At 69.9% G+C, this 14,927-nt stretch carries 12 protein-coding genes, 1 tRNA gene and 1 riboswitch; of the genes, 3 read left to right on the top strand and 10 right to left on the bottom strand.

The genetic code is table 11. The annotated features are described in order from the left end of the window. The first annotated feature begins 51 nt into the window (after nucleotides 1-51). Nucleotides 52-612: a TetR/AcrR family transcriptional regulator gene (locus ACZ3ZE_RS33635; protein WP_361624931.1), complete on the top strand. Its 561-nt coding sequence runs from the start codon at nucleotides 52-54 to the stop codon at nucleotides 610-612. Nucleotides 613-694: 82 nt separating this feature from the next. Here ACZ3ZE_RS33635 and ACZ3ZE_RS33630 read toward each other — a convergent pair whose 3' ends face one another. Together ACZ3ZE_RS33630 and ACZ3ZE_RS33625 are read right to left on the bottom strand one after the other, a co-directional pair. Further along, the gene (locus ACZ3ZE_RS33630; RefSeq protein ID WP_467261770.1) at nucleotides 695-1,597 is read right to left on the bottom strand and encodes a Bax inhibitor-1/YccA family protein; all 903 of its coding nucleotides are present in this window, start codon (nucleotides 1,595-1,597) and stop codon (nucleotides 695-697) included. A gap of 142 nt (nucleotides 1,598-1,739) precedes the next feature. Beyond that, nucleotides 1,740-1,821, bottom strand: a tRNA-Leu gene (locus ACZ3ZE_RS33625). Nucleotides 1,822-2,189: 368 nt separating this feature from the next. Here ACZ3ZE_RS33625 and ACZ3ZE_RS33620 point away from each other — a divergent pair. After that, complete coding sequence (locus tag ACZ3ZE_RS33620; RefSeq protein WP_351665409.1) at nucleotides 2,190-2,960, top strand: ABC transporter ATP-binding protein; 771 nt, start codon at nucleotides 2,190-2,192, stop codon at nucleotides 2,958-2,960. Nucleotides 2,961-3,014: 54 nt separating this feature from the next. After that, nucleotides 3,015-5,543: an ABC transporter permease gene (locus tag ACZ3ZE_RS33615; protein WP_361171995.1), complete on the top strand. Its 2,529-nt coding sequence runs from the start codon at nucleotides 3,015-3,017 to the stop codon at nucleotides 5,541-5,543. An 80-nt stretch (nucleotides 5,544-5,623) separates the two neighbouring features. Here the strand turns inward: ACZ3ZE_RS33615 and ACZ3ZE_RS33610 are convergent, their stop codons facing one another. The 8 genes from ACZ3ZE_RS33610 to ACZ3ZE_RS33575 form a co-directional block, all read right to left on the bottom strand. Further along, a complete protein-coding gene (locus ACZ3ZE_RS33610; protein WP_361171992.1) occupies nucleotides 5,624-6,826 on the bottom strand; it encodes a phospholipase D-like domain-containing protein in 1,203 nt (400 codons plus the stop codon). 111 nt (nucleotides 6,827-6,937) lie between these two features. After that, a complete protein-coding gene (locus ACZ3ZE_RS33605) occupies nucleotides 6,938-8,269 on the bottom strand; it encodes a class I SAM-dependent methyltransferase (RefSeq protein ID WP_467261768.1) in 1,332 nt (443 codons plus the stop codon). Nucleotides 8,270-8,480: 211 nt separating this feature from the next. Further along, nucleotides 8,481-9,866, bottom strand: coding sequence for an NAD(P)/FAD-dependent oxidoreductase (locus tag ACZ3ZE_RS33600; protein WP_361171986.1), 1,386 nt, complete (start codon nucleotides 9,864-9,866; stop codon nucleotides 8,481-8,483). A gap of 380 nt (nucleotides 9,867-10,246) precedes the next feature. Beyond that, nucleotides 10,247-11,167 (bottom strand): Ppx/GppA phosphatase family protein, encoded by a 921-nt coding sequence (locus ACZ3ZE_RS33595; protein ID WP_361624923.1) that lies wholly within the window; start codon nucleotides 11,165-11,167, stop codon nucleotides 10,247-10,249. Next, nucleotides 11,164-11,703 (bottom strand): DUF501 domain-containing protein, encoded by a 540-nt coding sequence (locus tag ACZ3ZE_RS33590; RefSeq protein ID WP_361171980.1) that lies wholly within the window; start codon nucleotides 11,701-11,703, stop codon nucleotides 11,164-11,166. Before ACZ3ZE_RS33590 ends, ACZ3ZE_RS33595 begins: the two co-directional genes overlap by 4 nt. Before the next feature lie 18 nt (nucleotides 11,704-11,721). Next, complete coding sequence (locus ACZ3ZE_RS33585; protein ID WP_361171977.1) at nucleotides 11,722-12,192, bottom strand: FtsB family cell division protein; 471 nt, start codon at nucleotides 12,190-12,192, stop codon at nucleotides 11,722-11,724. Between the two features lie 165 nt (nucleotides 12,193-12,357). Further along, the gene (gene eno / locus ACZ3ZE_RS33580; protein ID WP_361171974.1) at nucleotides 12,358-13,644 is read right to left on the bottom strand and encodes a phosphopyruvate hydratase; all 1,287 of its coding nucleotides are present in this window, start codon (nucleotides 13,642-13,644) and stop codon (nucleotides 12,358-12,360) included. Nucleotides 13,645-13,910: 266 nt separating this feature from the next. Beyond that, complete coding sequence (locus ACZ3ZE_RS33575; protein WP_363293107.1) at nucleotides 13,911-14,657, bottom strand: transglycosylase family protein; 747 nt, start codon at nucleotides 14,655-14,657, stop codon at nucleotides 13,911-13,913. Between the two features lie 3 nt (nucleotides 14,658-14,660). After that, a riboswitch (cyclic di-AMP (ydaO/yuaA leader) is annotated at nucleotides 14,661-14,835 on the bottom strand. Nucleotides 14,836-14,927 lie beyond the last annotated feature (92 nt).

Genomic DNA, 14,927 nt, shown 5'->3' with positions numbered 1-14,927 from the left:
TGCGCACGGACGTGGGCGCCCGCGCGGGCGCATGACGGAGGAGTGATCGGGATGGACGCGGAGACCGCCGAGCTGAAGCTCCTGGAGACGGCCGAGACGCTGTTCGACGAGCGGGGGGTGCAGGGCGTCGGCATGGACGCCATCCGCGGCGCGTCGGGCGTCTCGCTCAAGCGCCTCTACCAGCTCTTCCCCTCCAAGGACCATCTGGTCTGGGCGGTCCTCAAGCGCCGCGACGGCGCCGTCCGCGAGGCGATCGCCGCCCACGGCGCCACCCACGCCACCACCCCGTACGAGCGCGCTCTCGCGGTCTTCGACTACCTCGGCGAGTGGTTCGCCGACCCCGGCTTCCGCGGCTGCGCCTTCATCAACACCTTCGGCGAGATGGGCGGCATCTCCCCCGACATCGCCGAGATCGCCCGCGGCCACAAGCAGGCCCTGCGGGACTACTTCGCCGAGCAGACCACCGCCCTGAACGCCCCGCCCGCCCTCGCCGACCAGCTGGCCCTGCTCGCCAACGGCGCCATGGCCGTCGCCGGCATCAACGGCACCTCCGAGCCCGCCGCACGGGCCAAGGACGCGGCCAGGGTGCTGCTCGACGCGTACGTGGACTAGGACGGGTCCACGGGTCGCGGGAACGCGGAAGGGCCCGCCCGGCGGATGCCGGACGGGCCCTTCCCCCGTGTCAGGGGGTGCGTCAGTCGTCGCCCTGGAGGATCGACAGCAGACGCAGCGCCTCCAGGTAGATCCACACCAGGGTCATGGTGAGGCCGAAGGCCGCCAGCCAGGACTCCTCGCGCGGAGCGCCGTACGTGATGCCGTCCTCGACCTGCTTGAAGTCCAGGGCGAGGAAGCAGGCACCGAGGACGATGCCGATGACACCGAACAGGATGCCGAGGCCGCCGCTGCGGAAGCCGAGGCCGTCACCGCCGGCGAAGACGGCGAACAGCAGGTTGACCACCATGAGCAGCATGAAGCCCATCGCGGCGGCCATCACGAAGCCGTAGAAACGGCGGGTGACGCGGATCCAGCGCATCTTGTACGCGATCAGCACGCCGGCGAAGACCGCCATGGTGCCGAGCACGGCCTGGATGACGACGCCGTCGGCGATGTACGTCGAGACGGCGGCGGACAGCACACCGAGGAAGACGCCCTCGAAGGCCGCGTAGCCCAGGATCAGCGCCGGCACGGGCTTGCGCTTGAACGACTGGATCAGCGACAGGACCAGCGCCACCAGGGCGGCGCCGATGGCGATGCCGTAGGACTTGGCCAGGTTCGCCGGGTCGACCGGCAGCAGCAGCCAGGACAGGACTGCGGTGACCACGACCGTGCCGAGCGTGATGGCCGTGCGGCTCACCACGTCGTCGATCGTCATCACGTTGCCGCTGACCTGCTGCGGCGCGCCGGGGACGGTGTCCTGCGGCGCGTACGGGTTGGTCGCGTACGGGTTCGTCGCGCCCCCGGCGTACGGGGTGCCGGTGGCGTACGGGTTGGTTCCGACGGCGGGGCCCCCGGCCTGCGGCTGCTGCGCGTTGAAGCCGGCGTAGCCGTTGTCGCGGCTGAACCCCCGTCGCGAGAAGACCGGGTTGCTGCTCCTCATCTCACTCCTCCATGGCCGCACTGCGCGGCGTCCCCTCAAGAGTAATAGGGAAGCAAAAGAAACTCCCTAGTGCTCGGGGAGGATCTTTCGGTGAAGGGAGACCGAGGGAACGGTGACGGGAAGGGGGGAGGAGAGGAGCTTGTGCCCGGAACCGGATTCGAACCGGTACGGCCTGAAGGCCAGCGAGGTTTAAGCTCGCCGTGTCTGCATTCCACCATCCGGGCGGGTCGCGAAGCTCCGCGTTGGCACATGAGCCTATCGGGGCAGGTCGCCCGTTCAGCGGAACAGCCTTCCGATGTTGTCTTATTTTATTGACACCTGAGGGTGTGTCAGTGCAGGTGAGGGCCCTTCTCCGAAGGGCGGCGGGGGTCGCGGCCGCAAAGAGCGGCGTGCCGGATTGACGAAAACTCGCCGACAGTCCGCCGGTAGTCCGTCAAGATCAGGGTCGCCGTCATACCTCAGGAGGAGAGCCGGACCCCTCGGTCCGACTCCAGGCTGCCCCGGGAACGGGCACGTGGACGGACGCCCCGGCCCGGAACGTTCGAAACGATGGAGTGGTTCCCGAACAGTCGCAGTGACAGGAGTCGCCGTCGTGACCACCACCCCCACCGTGCCCCGCTCGACCGCGGTGGCCGCCCGCGCCACCGACCTCTCCAAGGTCTACGGACACGGCGAGACCCAGGTGGTCGCCCTCGACCGGGTCACCGTCGACTTCCGCCAGGGCGAGTTCACCGCGATCATGGGCCCGTCCGGCTCCGGCAAGTCGACCCTGATGCACTGCGTCGCGGGCCTCGACTCCTTCAGCTCCGGCTCCGTACGGATCGGCGAGACCGAGCTCGGCTCCCTCAAGGACAAGCAGCTCACGCAGCTGCGCCGGGACAAGATCGGCTTCATCTTCCAGGCGTTCAACCTGCTGCCGACGCTGACCGCGCTGGAGAACATCACGCTGCCGATGGACATCGCCGGCCGCAAGCCCGACAAGCAGTGGGTGCAGACGGTCATCGACATGATCGGCCTCTCCGGCCGGCTCAGCCACCGTCCCGCGCAGCTCTCCGGCGGCCAGCAGCAGCGCGTGGCCGTGGCCCGCGCGCTGGCCTCCAAGCCCGAGATCATCTTCGGTGACGAGCCGACCGGAAACCTCGACTCGCGCTCCGGCGCCGAGGTGCTGGGCTTCCTGCGCAACTCGGTGCGCGAGCTGGGCCAGACCGTGGTGATGGTCACCCACGACCCGGTCGCCGCCTCCTACGCGGACCGCGTGATCTTCCTGGCCGACGGCCGGATCGTCGACGAGATGCTCCACCCCACGGCGGACGGCGTGCTCGACCGCATGAAGGCCTTCGACGCCAAGGGCCGTACGAGCTGACGCGGCCCCGCCGCACCCCGTCCTCCGTCCCAGCTTCCGTTCAGGACCCCACCCATGTTCCGTACCGCCCTGCGCAATGTGCTCGCGCACAAGGCCAGGCTGCTGATGACCGTGCTCGCCGTGATGCTCGGTGTGGCCTTCGTCTCCGGCACCCTCGTCTTCACCGACACCCTCTCCAACGCCTTCCGCAGCCAGTCGGCCAAGAGCTATGACGACGTCGCCGTCGCCGTCAGCGCCGCCCCCAACCAGCAGGACCCGAACCGGACGCCGGGACTCTCCGAGCAGACCCGGCAGAAGATCGCCGGGCTCGACGGCGTCGCCAAGGCGACCGGCCGGGTCAACGGCTTCGCCGGCGTGCCGGACAAGAACGGCAAGCTGATCGGCGTCGGCTGGTCCAACAAGGGCACCAACTTCGCCCCCGGCCAGGACGGCAAGGACTCGGCGTACACCTTCACCAGCGGTGAGGGCCCGGTCCAGGACGACCAGATCGCGCTCGACAAGGAGACCGCCGACAAGGGCGGCTACCGGGTCGGCGACCAGGTCCGCGTGGCCACCAACGGCCCCGTCGAGACGTACACGCTCTCCGGTGTCTTCACCACCGAGGACGGCGCCGTGAACGCCGGCGGCAGCCTCGTCGTCTTCGACACGGCCACCGCCCAGAAGCTGTACCTCAAGCCCGGCCACTTCCTCGACATCACCGTCACCGGCAAGCCCGGCGCGGACGACGCGAAGATCCTCGCCGAGGTGGAGAAGGTCGTCGGCGACACCGCCGAGGCCCAGACCGGCCAGGCCCTCGCCGACCGGCAGGCCAAGGACATCGAGCAGGGCCTCGGCGCGCTCAACCAGATGCTGCTCGGCTTCGCCGGCATCGCGCTCTTCGTCGGCATCTTCCTGATCTCCAACACCTTCACGATGCTGGTCGCCCAGCGCACCAAGGAACTCGCGCTGATGCGCGCCGTCGGCGCCTCGCGCAAGCAGATCACCCGCTCCGTGCTCGCGGAGGCCGGTGTGGTCGGACTGGTCGCCTCCGTGGTCGGCTTCGTCCTCGGCATCGGGCTCGCCGCGGGCCTGCGCTCCGCCATGACCGCCTTCGGCCTGAAGGTCCCGGCCGGTGACCTCGTGGTCGGCACCACCCCGCTGGTCTCGGCGCTCGCCGTCGGCATCCTGGTCACCATGCTCGCCGCCTGGCTGCCCGGCCGCCGCGCCGCGCGGATCCCGCCGGTCGCCGCCATGAGCAGCGTCCACGCGGTGGCCTCCACAAAGTCCCTGGTCGTGCGCAACACCCTCGGCGCGATCATCACCTCGCTGGGCGCGGTCGCGGTCTTCGCCGGCGCCGGCAAGGGCGGCGACGACGGCCGGATGCTGATCGCCGGCGGCGCGTTCCTCGCGCTCATCGGTGTGATCGTGCTGATCCCGCTGCTGTCCCGCCCGGTGATCGCGCTGGCCCGCCCGTTCCTGAAGCCCTTCGGCGTGGCCGGTTCGCTCGCCGGTCAGAACGCGGTCCGCAACCCGCGCCGCACCGGCGCCACGGCCTCCGCGCTCGCCATCGGTCTCACCCTGGTCACCGGGCTCTCGGTGCTCGGCGCCACGGTCGGCTCGGCCGTGGACCGGATGACGACCGATCAGGTCAAGGCCGACTACATGATCTCCATGGCGAGCGGTGACGGCCTCAACCAGGCCGCGCTGGACGCCGTCCGCAAGGCCCCCGGCGTGACCGCCGTCTCGCCGCAGCAGTCCGGCTACCTCCAGGTGAAGGGCGACTTCAAGTCCGCCTCCGGTGTCACCCCGGGCGACCTCGAGAAGGTCCTCAACCTGAAGGTCGTCGACGGTTCGCTGGGCTCGCTCGCCCAGGGCGAGGTCGCCGTCGAGGACAAGACCGCCGAGAAGCAGGGCTGGAAGGTCGGGACGACCCTGCCGGTCGAGTTCTCGGACAAGAAGAAGGGCACGCTGACGGTCGGCGCGGTCTACGAGGGCAGCGAGTTCGTCTCGCCGCTCGTCCTGGACGCGAAGATCCTCAACGCCCACGACCCCAAGCCGTACATCCCGCAGATCTTCGTGAAGATGGACGGCGGCGCCTCCGCCTCGGCCGAGAAGGCCGTCATGAAGGCGCTCGGTGACAACCCGGCCATGACGGTCATGGACCAGAAGGACATGCGCGACTCGTTCGGCGGCGTCATCAACATGATGCTGAACATCATGTACGGCCTGCTGGCGATGGCGCTGATCATCGCGGTGCTCGGTGTCGTCAACACGCTGGCCATGTCGGTCTTCGAGCGCCAGCAGGAGATCGGCATGCTGCGGGCGATCGGCCTGGACCGGCGCCGGGTGAAGCGCATGGTGCGCCTGGAGGCCGTGGTCATCTCGCTGTTCGGCGCGGTGGTCGGCATCGGCCTCGGCTCGTTCCTCGGCTGGGCGATCGGCGAGACGCTGAAGAACAGCCTGCCGGACTACGCGCTGGTGATGCCCTGGGGCCGGATCGGGCTCTTCGTGCTCCTGGCCGGACTGGTCGGCGTGCTGGCCTCCCTGTGGCCGGCCCGCAGCGCGGCCAAGCTGAACATGCTCTCCGCGATCAAGGCCGAGTAGCACCCCGTCACGGACGGACGGAAGGGCCGGTCTCCCCGCTCGGGGAGACCGGCCCTTCCGGCGTTCTCACGGCCTGCGGGTCAGCTGCCCGCGCAGTACGTCATGAGGTACTGGTGGTTGGCCTTGAACTGGGCGTAGAGCGCCGGGTCGTCGATCTTCAGCAGCGTCTCGTCGTTGGCCCGCAGCGCCGGGTAGGTGTAGTTGTGGCTGCCGGTCCACACCAGCTTCCTGCCGGCCACCCCGTCGTACACGCCCTCGATCAGCAGGTACTTGGAGTGCAGGCCCGCCTTGGCGACGCCGGCGCCCCGGTCCTCGTAGCACTGGACGCGCTGGGTGAGCTTGCCGGAGATGATCGACTCGACGGAGGCGCCCATGGAGCCGGGGGCGCCGTCGTGGGCGAGGATCACGGAGCAGCCGGCGTTCTTCAGGGCGACCAGCTTGGTGGCGACCTCGTCGCGGGTGAAGAGGTTGGCGGCCATCCGGATCTGGGTGCCGCCGGTGCAGCTGACGTTGTCGAGGATCAGCTTGACGGTGTCGGTGGAGGCGTCGTTGTCGTACGTGGTGCCGGCGGCCTCCTTGCGCGGGAAGAAGTACGCCTTGTACGGGCCGCTGGCCGGGGTCTTGTAGTAGTGGCTGAGCCCGGTCGTGGAGCTGCCGTAGGCGAGCAGGTCGGCGAAGTAGTCCTGGTAGATGCCGTAGAGGCCGGTGTCGACGATGGTGACGGCGTTGTTGAAGAGGTCGGTGCGCTGGACGCCCGTCATGTTGGCGGAGGTCTGCACCACGACGTCGTTCGCGCCGCCGGTGTTCGAGAACAGCCAGAACTTGTTGTGGTTGATGGCGCCGTCGGGGTCGCCGGGCAGCTGGCGGGAGCCGATGCAGCCGCGTCCTGCGGGGCAGGCGAAGACCCAGGAGCCCTGGGCGCGGTCGGTGCCGAGGCGGGCGACTAGCCGGGTGTACTCGCCGCCGGTCATGGTGACGGAGGTGTGGTCGACGACGACCCGGACGTTCACCCCGCGGTCCTTGGCGGCGCCGAGGGCGTCGGTGACGGTGTCGTCGGTGAAGGTGTAGAGCCCGGCGGTGATGGTGGCACCCGCGGGGGTCTGGCCGATGAGGCCGATGATGTGGTCACGGACCCGGTCCTGGGCGGCGGCGTCGCCGGACGGGTCGTTGAAGGTGGCCGTGGTGGTGACGGCGGTGGTGTCGGCACCGGCCGGGGCCGGGGAGGCCGCGAGCAGGCCGACGGCGGCGGCCAGGGCGAGGACGAGACGGGTGGGACGGCGCAAGATTCCCCCTCAGGCGCGAAACGACATATACATGACAATCAGGACCCGAAAGGAACGGGGTGCCGATCCGAACCGGCACCCCGCCTTCCGGAACCCGAAGGTCCGAACGTATCAGCGCCCTTGGAGTCCCTGGGACCCCTGGGGCTCCTGGGCCTCGATCCACTCCCTCGGCCGCAGCGCCACGCCCGAGGCGCCCGAGCCCGGCGTCCGCACCGCCAGGAACTGGTTGACTCCGATCCGGTTGCGCTCGAAGGAGACCGCCGAGGCCGCCATGTACAGGCGCCAGATCCGCGCCCGGCCCGGCGAGGTCAGCCGCACCGCCCGGTCCCAGTGGGCCTCCAGGTTCGCCACCCAGCGGCGCAGCGTCAGCGCGTAGTGCTCGCGGATCGCCTCCACGTCCCGCACCTCGAAGCCCGCGTCCTCCAGGGTCGTCAGGGTGCGGCCCATCGGGGCCAGTTCGCCGTCCGGGAAGACGTACGCGTCGATGAACGCGTCCACCTCGTACGCCTCCTCGTCCGGCTCCGGGCGGCGCGAGATCTGGTGGTTGAGCAGCCGCCCGCCGGGCTTCAGGAGCCCGTACAGCGCGTCCGCGTACTCCCGGTACTTCACCGTGCCCACGTGCTCGGCCATGCCGATCGACGAGATCGCGTCGAACGGGCCGTCCGCGACGTCCCGGTAGTCCTGCACCCGGATCTCGATCCGGTCGGTCAGCCCCTCCTCCGCGATCCGCTTGCGCGCGAACGCGGCCTGCTCCCGGGAGAGGGTGACGCCGACCACCCGGGCGCCGTACTCACGGGCCGCGTGGATCGCCATCGAGCCCCAGCCGCAGCCGACGTCGAGCAGCCGGTCGCCCTCCTTCAGGGCCAGCTTGCGCGCGATCAGGTCCAGCTTGTCCCGCTGGGCGTCCTCCAGGGACCCCTGCTCCGTCCAGTACGCGCACGAGTAGACCATCGACGGGCCGAGGACCAGCTCGTAGAACTCGTTGCCCACGTCGTAGTGGTGACTGATCGCCTGCTTGTCCCGGCGCTTGGTGTGGCGCGCGCCGCTGCGCCCGCGCATCTCCTCCAGGGGAGGCTTCGGCGGCGGGAACGGGCCGGCCAGCTTCAGGAGCGCGCGGGCGGCGGCCCGCACCTTCGGGTCACGCGCGGTCTCCAGGAGGCCCCGCGACTCCTCGCCGCGCTCCCACAGGAACCCCGCCAGCCGGTCGAGGACCGTGTAGAGGTCCCCTTCCACGTCGATCTCCCCGGCCACCCACGCCCGGGCAAGGCCGAGCTCCCCCGGCTTCCACAGCAGCCGGCGCAGGGCCCGGCGCTCGCGGATGATCAGTACCGGGCCGTCCGCGGGACCTGCTTCGCTGCCGTCCCAGGCCCGCAGTCGCACGGGGAGCCGAGCTCCCAGCACGTCCTCGGCGAGGGCGGTCAGCCGCGACGCGGCGTCGGCCATGATGAAACACCTCCGTGATCTCGTGCCCCAGAAATGCCTGTCACCAAGGGAACACCGTCGGTAGGTGTTCCACTCCCGTTCGAGGGCAACGAGTCCGGAAAAACACGCGAAGGGCGGTGCGCGGGGGCGCTTTCGTGGTCCACCCGCGCACGCGAAAGGGCCGTCCGCACCACGGATGGCGGACGGCCCTTCTCGGGTCTTGCCGGGGAGGTTACGAGGCCTTGGCCTTCTCCTGCGCCGGGGCGGCCGGCGCCGGGGCGGGCTTCGCCGCCTCGTAGAACTCCTCGCGCGGGGTCTCCATGGCACCCAGGGAGACGACCTCACGCTTGAGGAACATGCCCAGGGTCCAGTCGGCGAAGATGCGGATCTTGCGGTTCCAGGTCGGCATCGCCATGCCGTGGTAGCCACGGTGCATGTACCAGGCGAGACGGCCCTTGAGCTTGATCTTCATCTTGCCCATGACGATCATCGCGACGCCCTTGTGCAGGCCGAGACCCGCGACGGCACCCTTGTTGGCGTGCGCGTACTCCTTCTGCGGGAAGCCCCGCATGCCGGAGACCACGTTGTCGCCGAGGACCTTGGCCTGGCGCAGCGCGTGCTGGGCGTTCGGCGGGCACCAGGCGCGCTCGGCCGGGACGCCGGCCTTGATCGCGGCCAGGTCCGGGACCTGGGCGTTGTCGCCCGCGGCCCACACGTAGTCGAGACCGTTGACCTGGAGCTTCTCGTTGCAGTCCACGTGGCCGCGGGGGCCGAGCGGCAGACCGAAGCGGGAGAGCGCCGGGTTCGGCTTCACACCGGCGGTCCACACGATCGTGCTGGAGTCGACCTCAAGGCCGTTCTTCAGCACGACGTGGCCGTCGACGCAGGAGTCCATCGAGGTCTGGAGGTAGATCTCGATGCCGCGGCTCTCGAGGTGCTCCTTGCCGTACTGGCCCAGCTTCGGGCCGACCTCGGGAAGGATCTTGTCGGCGGCGTCGACCAGGATGAAGCGCATGTCCTCGCGCTTCACGTTCTGGTAGTACTTCGCCGCGTCGCGGGCCATGTCCTCGACCTCGCCGATGGTCTCCGCGCCGGCGAAGCCGCCGCCCACGAAGACGAAGGTCAGCGCCTTGCGGCGGACCTCCTCATCGGTCGTCGAGTCAGCCTTGTCGAGCTGCTCGAGGACGTGGTTGCGCAGGCCGATGGCCTCCTCGATGCCCTTCATGCCGATGCCCTGCTCGGCGAGGCCGGGGATCGGGAAGGTGCGGGAGACGGCACCCATCGCAATGACCAGGTAGTCGAACGGCAGCTCGTACGCCTCGCCGACGAGCGGCGAGATCGTGGCGACCTTGCGGTCCTGGTCGATGGTGGTGACCCGGCCGGTGAGCACCTCGGCTCCGCGCACGACGCGTCGCAGCGGGACGACGACGTGGCGCGGCGAGATGCTGCCGGCGGCGGCTTCGGGGAGGAAGGGCTGGTAGGTCATGTACGACCGCGGGTCGACGACCGTGACGGTCGCCTCCGCGTAGCGCATCTTCTTGAGGATGCGCCGAGCTGCGTACAGGCCTACGTACCCGCCGCCTACTACGAGGATCCTGGGACGCTCCGTGGTGCTCATGCATCCGAGTATCCACCCCTCCCAGGGGGGGTGCTCGTGCGCCCCTTCACAAGGTTGTGGAGGTCCTCTGCTACACTCCGCCGCCCACGTGACCCAGGTCATGGTCCTGCAAAGGAACCAGGGGGTACCCGTGGACGTTGTTCACCCCCTGTGAACTGGCCCGAAGAGCGTGACGCAACACGGAACCACGGGGTGCGTTCACACGAAGGAAACATCGAGCGAAGTGGCCTCCGCACCTGCGAAAGGGCCCTGAGAACCCCCTCGAAGGGACCAAAGGCCCTCCTCGGGCGCCATCAGGGCCCTTTCTCTTGTGAAGAACTTCACGAACTTTTCCGACGGAGCGGTGTCCAGGGGCCCCTGTCAGGCCTCATAGGCACCCGCTATGCGACGGATAGCGCGATCCCATCGAGGATGTCGTGCTCGCTGACGACCACTTCGGCGGCTCCGGTGCGCTCCATGATCTCGGCGAGGACCAGGGCCCCGGCGACGATCACGTCGACCCGGCCGGGGTGGATGACGGGGATCGCGGCCCGCTCGTCGTGGGTGGAGGCGAGCAGCCGGGCCACCACCTCGTCGACCTGGGCACGGGAGATCCGGGCGTGGTGGATCTTCGTGGAGTCGTACTCCGGGAGCCCGAGCGCGACGGCGGCGACGGTGGTCACCGAGCCGGCCAGGCCGACCAGGGTCTCGGCCTCGCCGATCGGCACGGTCTCGGCGGCCAGGTCGAGCGCGGCCCGCACGTCGGCGCGGATCGCGGCGATCTCCTCGGCGGCCGGCGGGTCGTGCCGCACGTGCCGCTCGGTGAGGCGGACGCAGCCGATGTCGACCGAGCGGGCCGCCTCGACGTGCCGGTTGCCGACGACGAACTCGGTGGAGCCGCCGCCGATGTCCACCACCAGGCGCCGGTCGGCGCCGTGCAGCTCGCCGGTGGCGCCGGTGAAGGAGAACTCGGCCTCCTGGTCGCCGGTGATGACCTCGGGCTCGACGCCCAGGATCGCCATGACCCCGTTCACGAAGTCGGCGCGGTTCTCGGCGTCGCGGGAGGCGGAGGTGGCGACGAAGCGCAGCCGGTCGGCGCCCACCCCGAACTCCTCGATGACGGCCGCGTACTCGCGGCAGGCCGCGAAGGTCCGCTCCAGCGCCTCGGGCGCGAGCCGGCCGGTCCGGTCGACGCCCTGGCCGAGCCGGACGATCGTCATCCGCCGGTCGAGCTCGATCAGCTCGCCCGTCTCCGGGTGCACGTCGGCGACGAGGAGGCGGATGGAGTTGGTACCGCAGTCGATTCCGGCGACCCGGGTCACTCGGCGGACTCCTTCGTGTCGGCGCACGGCGTCACGCACGGGCCCTTCGCCCACCACTCGGGCAGCATGGCGAGGGCCTCGTCGCCGAACGGGTTCACGCCCGGGCCGGCGACCAGCGAGTGGCCGACGAGCACGTGCAGGCACTTGACCCGGTCCGGCATGCCGCCGGCGCTCGGGAAGCCCTCCAGGACCTCGATGGCGTCGCGGCGCGCGAGGTAGTCCTCGTGCGCGGCCCGGTAGGCGGCGGCGAGCTCCGGGTCGGTGGCGAGCCGGGCCTGCATCTCCTTCATGACCCCGTTGGCCTCCAGGGTGCCGATGGCCGAGGCCGCCCGGGGGCAGGTCAGGTAGTAGGTCGTGGGGAACGGGGTGCCGTCGGGGAGCCGGGGCGCGGTCTCGACGACGTCCGGGTTGCCGCACGGGCAGCGGTGCGCGATGGCACGCAGGCCGCGGGGCGGCCGGCCGAGCTGGGCCTCGAACGCCGCGATGTCCACGTCGGTCGGCTCGGTGCGTTCGGTCTGCGGAGGAGGCGTTTCCATGGTGGATCCTGGGGTTGGTCAGTGGCGGTCGGCGCTGTCCACGCCGTCCCACAGGTTGTCGTACCAGGGGCGGTCCGTCGCGCCCTGGTCGGCGCGGGGCCGGTGCTCCGCGTCCGGGTCGTTCACGGTGAAGCCGGTCTCGCCGGGCATCAGGTAGTGCAGGTGCTCGCGGGCGAGCCGGCGCACATAGGCGGGGTCCTGGAGGCGGGCCTTCTCGTCCCGCAGTTCCTCGACCCGCTGGGCGGCCTCGGCGGACTTGCGCTGCTGGTCGGCGATCTCGCCCTGCTGGGAGACGTACTGCCGCATCGGGTAGGCGAGCGCCACCACGAGCGAGCAGACGACCAGCGCGAGGAAGGCCGCGCGGCCGGTGAGGCGGGAGCGGCGGGCCTGGCGGCGGGTCTGGGAGCGGTAGACACGGGCGGCGGTCTGCTCGCCGAGCAGCCTGATCCGGGTCGCGGTCGAGAACCGGTCCCGGTCCTTCACGGCCATGTCGTACGCCTCCCCTTTACCGCCGGCCCTCTTCACACGCACGTCCCCGCACACGGTACGGGACCGAGTGCGGGGACGCTTCGCTTCGCTACGCCTTTGCTCCCTATTCAATTCTCCGGATGCAAAGCCCGGATCAGAGCAGGTGTCAGCCCTTGCCCCTCTTACTTAGTTCGCGGTGCGAAACCGCGGGAAGGCGCTGCGGCCGGCGTAGACCGCGGCGTCGTCGAGGATCTCCTCGATGCGCAGCAGCTGGTTGTACTTGGCGACGCGCTCGGAGCGGGCCGGGGCGCCGGTCTTGATCTGGCCGCAGTTGGTGGCGACGGCCAGGTCGGCGATGGTGACGTCCTCGGTCTCGCCGGAGCGGTGCGACATCATGCACTTGAAGCCGCTGCGCTGGGCCAGCTCGACGGCGTCCAGGGTCTCGGTCAGCGAGCCGATCTGGTTGACCTTGACCAGGAGGGCGTTCGCGGAGCCCTCCTCGATGCCGCGGGCGAGGCGCTCCGGGTTGGTGACGAACAGGTCGTCGCCGACCAGCTGCACCTTGGCGCCCAGCTTGTCGGTGATGACCTTCCAGCCGGCCCAGTCGTCCTCGAACAGCGGGTCCTCGATGGAGACCAGCGGGTACGCGGAGACGAGCTCCTCGTAGTACTCGGTCATCTCGGCGGCCGAGCGGGACTTGCCCTCGAACTCGTACTTGCCGTCCTTGTAGAACTCGGAGGCGGCGCAGTCGAGCGCGAGCGCGATGTCCTTGCCCGGGACGTAGCCGGCCTGCTTGATGGCCTCGAGGATGAGGTCGAGCGCGGCGCGGTTGGAGTCCAGGTTCGGGGCGAAGCCGCCCTCGTCGCCGAGGCCGGTGGACAGACCCTTGTCCTTCAGGACCTTCTTGAGGGTGTGGTAGACCTCGGTGCCCCAGCGCAGGGCCTCGGAGAAGGACTCCGCGCCGATCGGCGCGATCATGAACTCCTGGATGTCCACGTTGGAGTCGGCGTGCGAGCCGCCGTTCAGGATGTTCATCATCGGAACGGGCAGCAGGTGCGCGTTCGGGCCGCCGAGGTAGCGGAAGAGCGGCAGGTCCGAGGCCTCGGAGGCGGCGTGCGCGACGGCGAGGGAGACGCCGAGGATGGCGTTGGCGCCGAGCGAGGACTTGTCCGGGGTGGCGTCCAGGTCGAACATCGCCTGGTCGATCAGACGCTGCTCGGTGGCGTCGTAGCCGACGAGCTCCGGGCCGATCTGCTCGATGACCGCGAGGACGGCCTTCTCGACACCCTTGCCCTGGTAACGGTTGGGGTCACCGTCGCGGAGCTCAAGGGCCTCGAACGCACCGGTGGAGGCACCGGACGGCACGGCAGCACGACCGGTGCTGCCGTCGTCGAGGCCGACCTCGACCTCGACCGTGGGGTTGCCTCGGGAGTCCAGGATTTCCCGGGCTACGACGACGTCGATGGACGGCACGAGCATCTCCTTCTGGGATGTGACGCTGGTTGTGACGCATGCGGCAAGGTCTCGTTCGCCTTGCGACAAGAGCCTAACCGGCTCCGGGGCTCCGGCCAGCCGGACGCCCGCCCCCTGGGACGAAAAAGGACCCAAGGGCACGCATCTGAGGACGAAAGACCCATTACTACTGATCAGTAGGGGCCTGAACGGGGAAACCCCGGTCCGGAGCGCACGGGGGAAGGGCGCTCCGGACCGGGGTGGTCACCGCGGGTGGGTCGTCAGGCTCACTTGAGGTGGAGCTGCTGGCCCGGGTAGATCAGGTCGGCGTTGTCGACGACGTCCTTGTTCAGCTCGAACAGCTTGGCCCAGCCGCCCTTGACGCCGTGCGCCTGGGCGATCTTGCTGAGGGTGTCGCCGGCGACGACCTTGTACTCGCCGTCGCCCTTCTTCACCTTCTTGCCGGTCGGAGTGGTGACCGTCTTCTTGGAGACGTTCTTCTTCGACGTGGTCTTCGGCGCCTGGCGCTGCTCGCTGCGGGTCGTCGGCTGCTCGGTGGAGCGCTTCGACGAGGAGGAGGAGGAGGACGACGACGAGGACGAGGAGCTGGAGCTCGACGAGCTGGAGGAGCTCGACGAGGCGGAGCCGCCGTCGTAAGCGGCGTTGGAGAGGCCCACGCCACAGCTCGGCCACGCGCCCTTGCCCTGGCCGGCCAGGACCTTCTCGGCGATGGCGATCTGCTGCGACTTCGACGCCTGGTTGGCGGTCGCGGCGTAGGCGGTGCCGCCGTACGCGGCCCAGGTGGAGGCCGAGAACTGCAGGCCGCCGTAGTAGCCGTTGCCGGTGTTGATGGACCAGTTGCCGCCGGACTCGCACGCGGCGACGGCGTCCCACTCGGAGGTGGTGGCGGCCGAGGCGGTGCCCGCGGCCATCAGCGGGGCGGCGACGGCGACACCGGTGACGCCGACGAGCGTGGCGACGCGGGTGGCCTTGGAGGGACGGCGGTGTTTGCCCTTGTTACCGGAAAACAGCATGGGAATTCTCCTCACCGACGCCTACGAGGTGAGCTGTCGGGTTCGGACCTGATGAGTTGTCCGGCCGCGTGTCCTTGCACGCGGCTTCACCCCAAGCCGATCGTCGGCCGTCTGTCTCAACGGCCGGGGCCGGCACTTACCTTGGGTCCCCCGCTCCTGCCTTCGGCGCTTGCGCGACGACTTCCCGTCGGCCGGCGGCAGGATTCGGCGTACCGGCGACGGGGCCCGCGGTGGCGAGCGGTCATGACCGTAGACATAGACCCGGGGGAA

The organism is Streptomyces sp. NPDC023157 (assembly GCF_055560575.1).
This window is presented reverse-complemented; position numbering and strand designations above follow the sequence as displayed.

Bases quoted from the DNA above. Each gene is read 5' to 3' on its own strand.
- ACZ3ZE_RS33635 (WP_361624931.1), top strand. From the start codon at position 52: ATGGACGCGGAGACCGCCGAGCTGAAGCTCCTGGAGACGGCCGAGACG.
- ACZ3ZE_RS33630 (WP_467261770.1), bottom strand. From the start codon at position 1,597: ATGAGGAGCAGCAACCCGGTCTTCTCGCGACGGGGGTTCAGCCGCGAC.
- ACZ3ZE_RS33615 (WP_361171995.1), top strand. From the start codon at position 3,015: ATGTTCCGTACCGCCCTGCGCAATGTGCTCGCGCACAAGGCCAGGCTG.
- ACZ3ZE_RS33605 (WP_467261768.1), bottom strand. From the start codon at position 8,269: ATGGCCGACGCCGCGTCGCGGCTGACCGCCCTCGCCGAGGACGTGCTG.
- ACZ3ZE_RS33600 (WP_361171986.1), bottom strand. From the start codon at position 9,866: ATGAGCACCACGGAGCGTCCCAGGATCCTCGTAGTAGGCGGCGGGTAC.
- ACZ3ZE_RS33590 (WP_361171980.1), bottom strand. From the start codon at position 11,703: ATGGAAACGCCTCCTCCGCAGACCGAACGCACCGAGCCGACCGACGTG.
- ACZ3ZE_RS33585 (WP_361171977.1), bottom strand. From the start codon at position 12,192: ATGGCCGTGAAGGACCGGGACCGGTTCTCGACCGCGACCCGGATCAGG.
- ACZ3ZE_RS33575 (WP_363293107.1), bottom strand. From the start codon at position 14,657: ATGCTGTTTTCCGGTAACAAGGGCAAACACCGCCGTCCCTCCAAGGCC.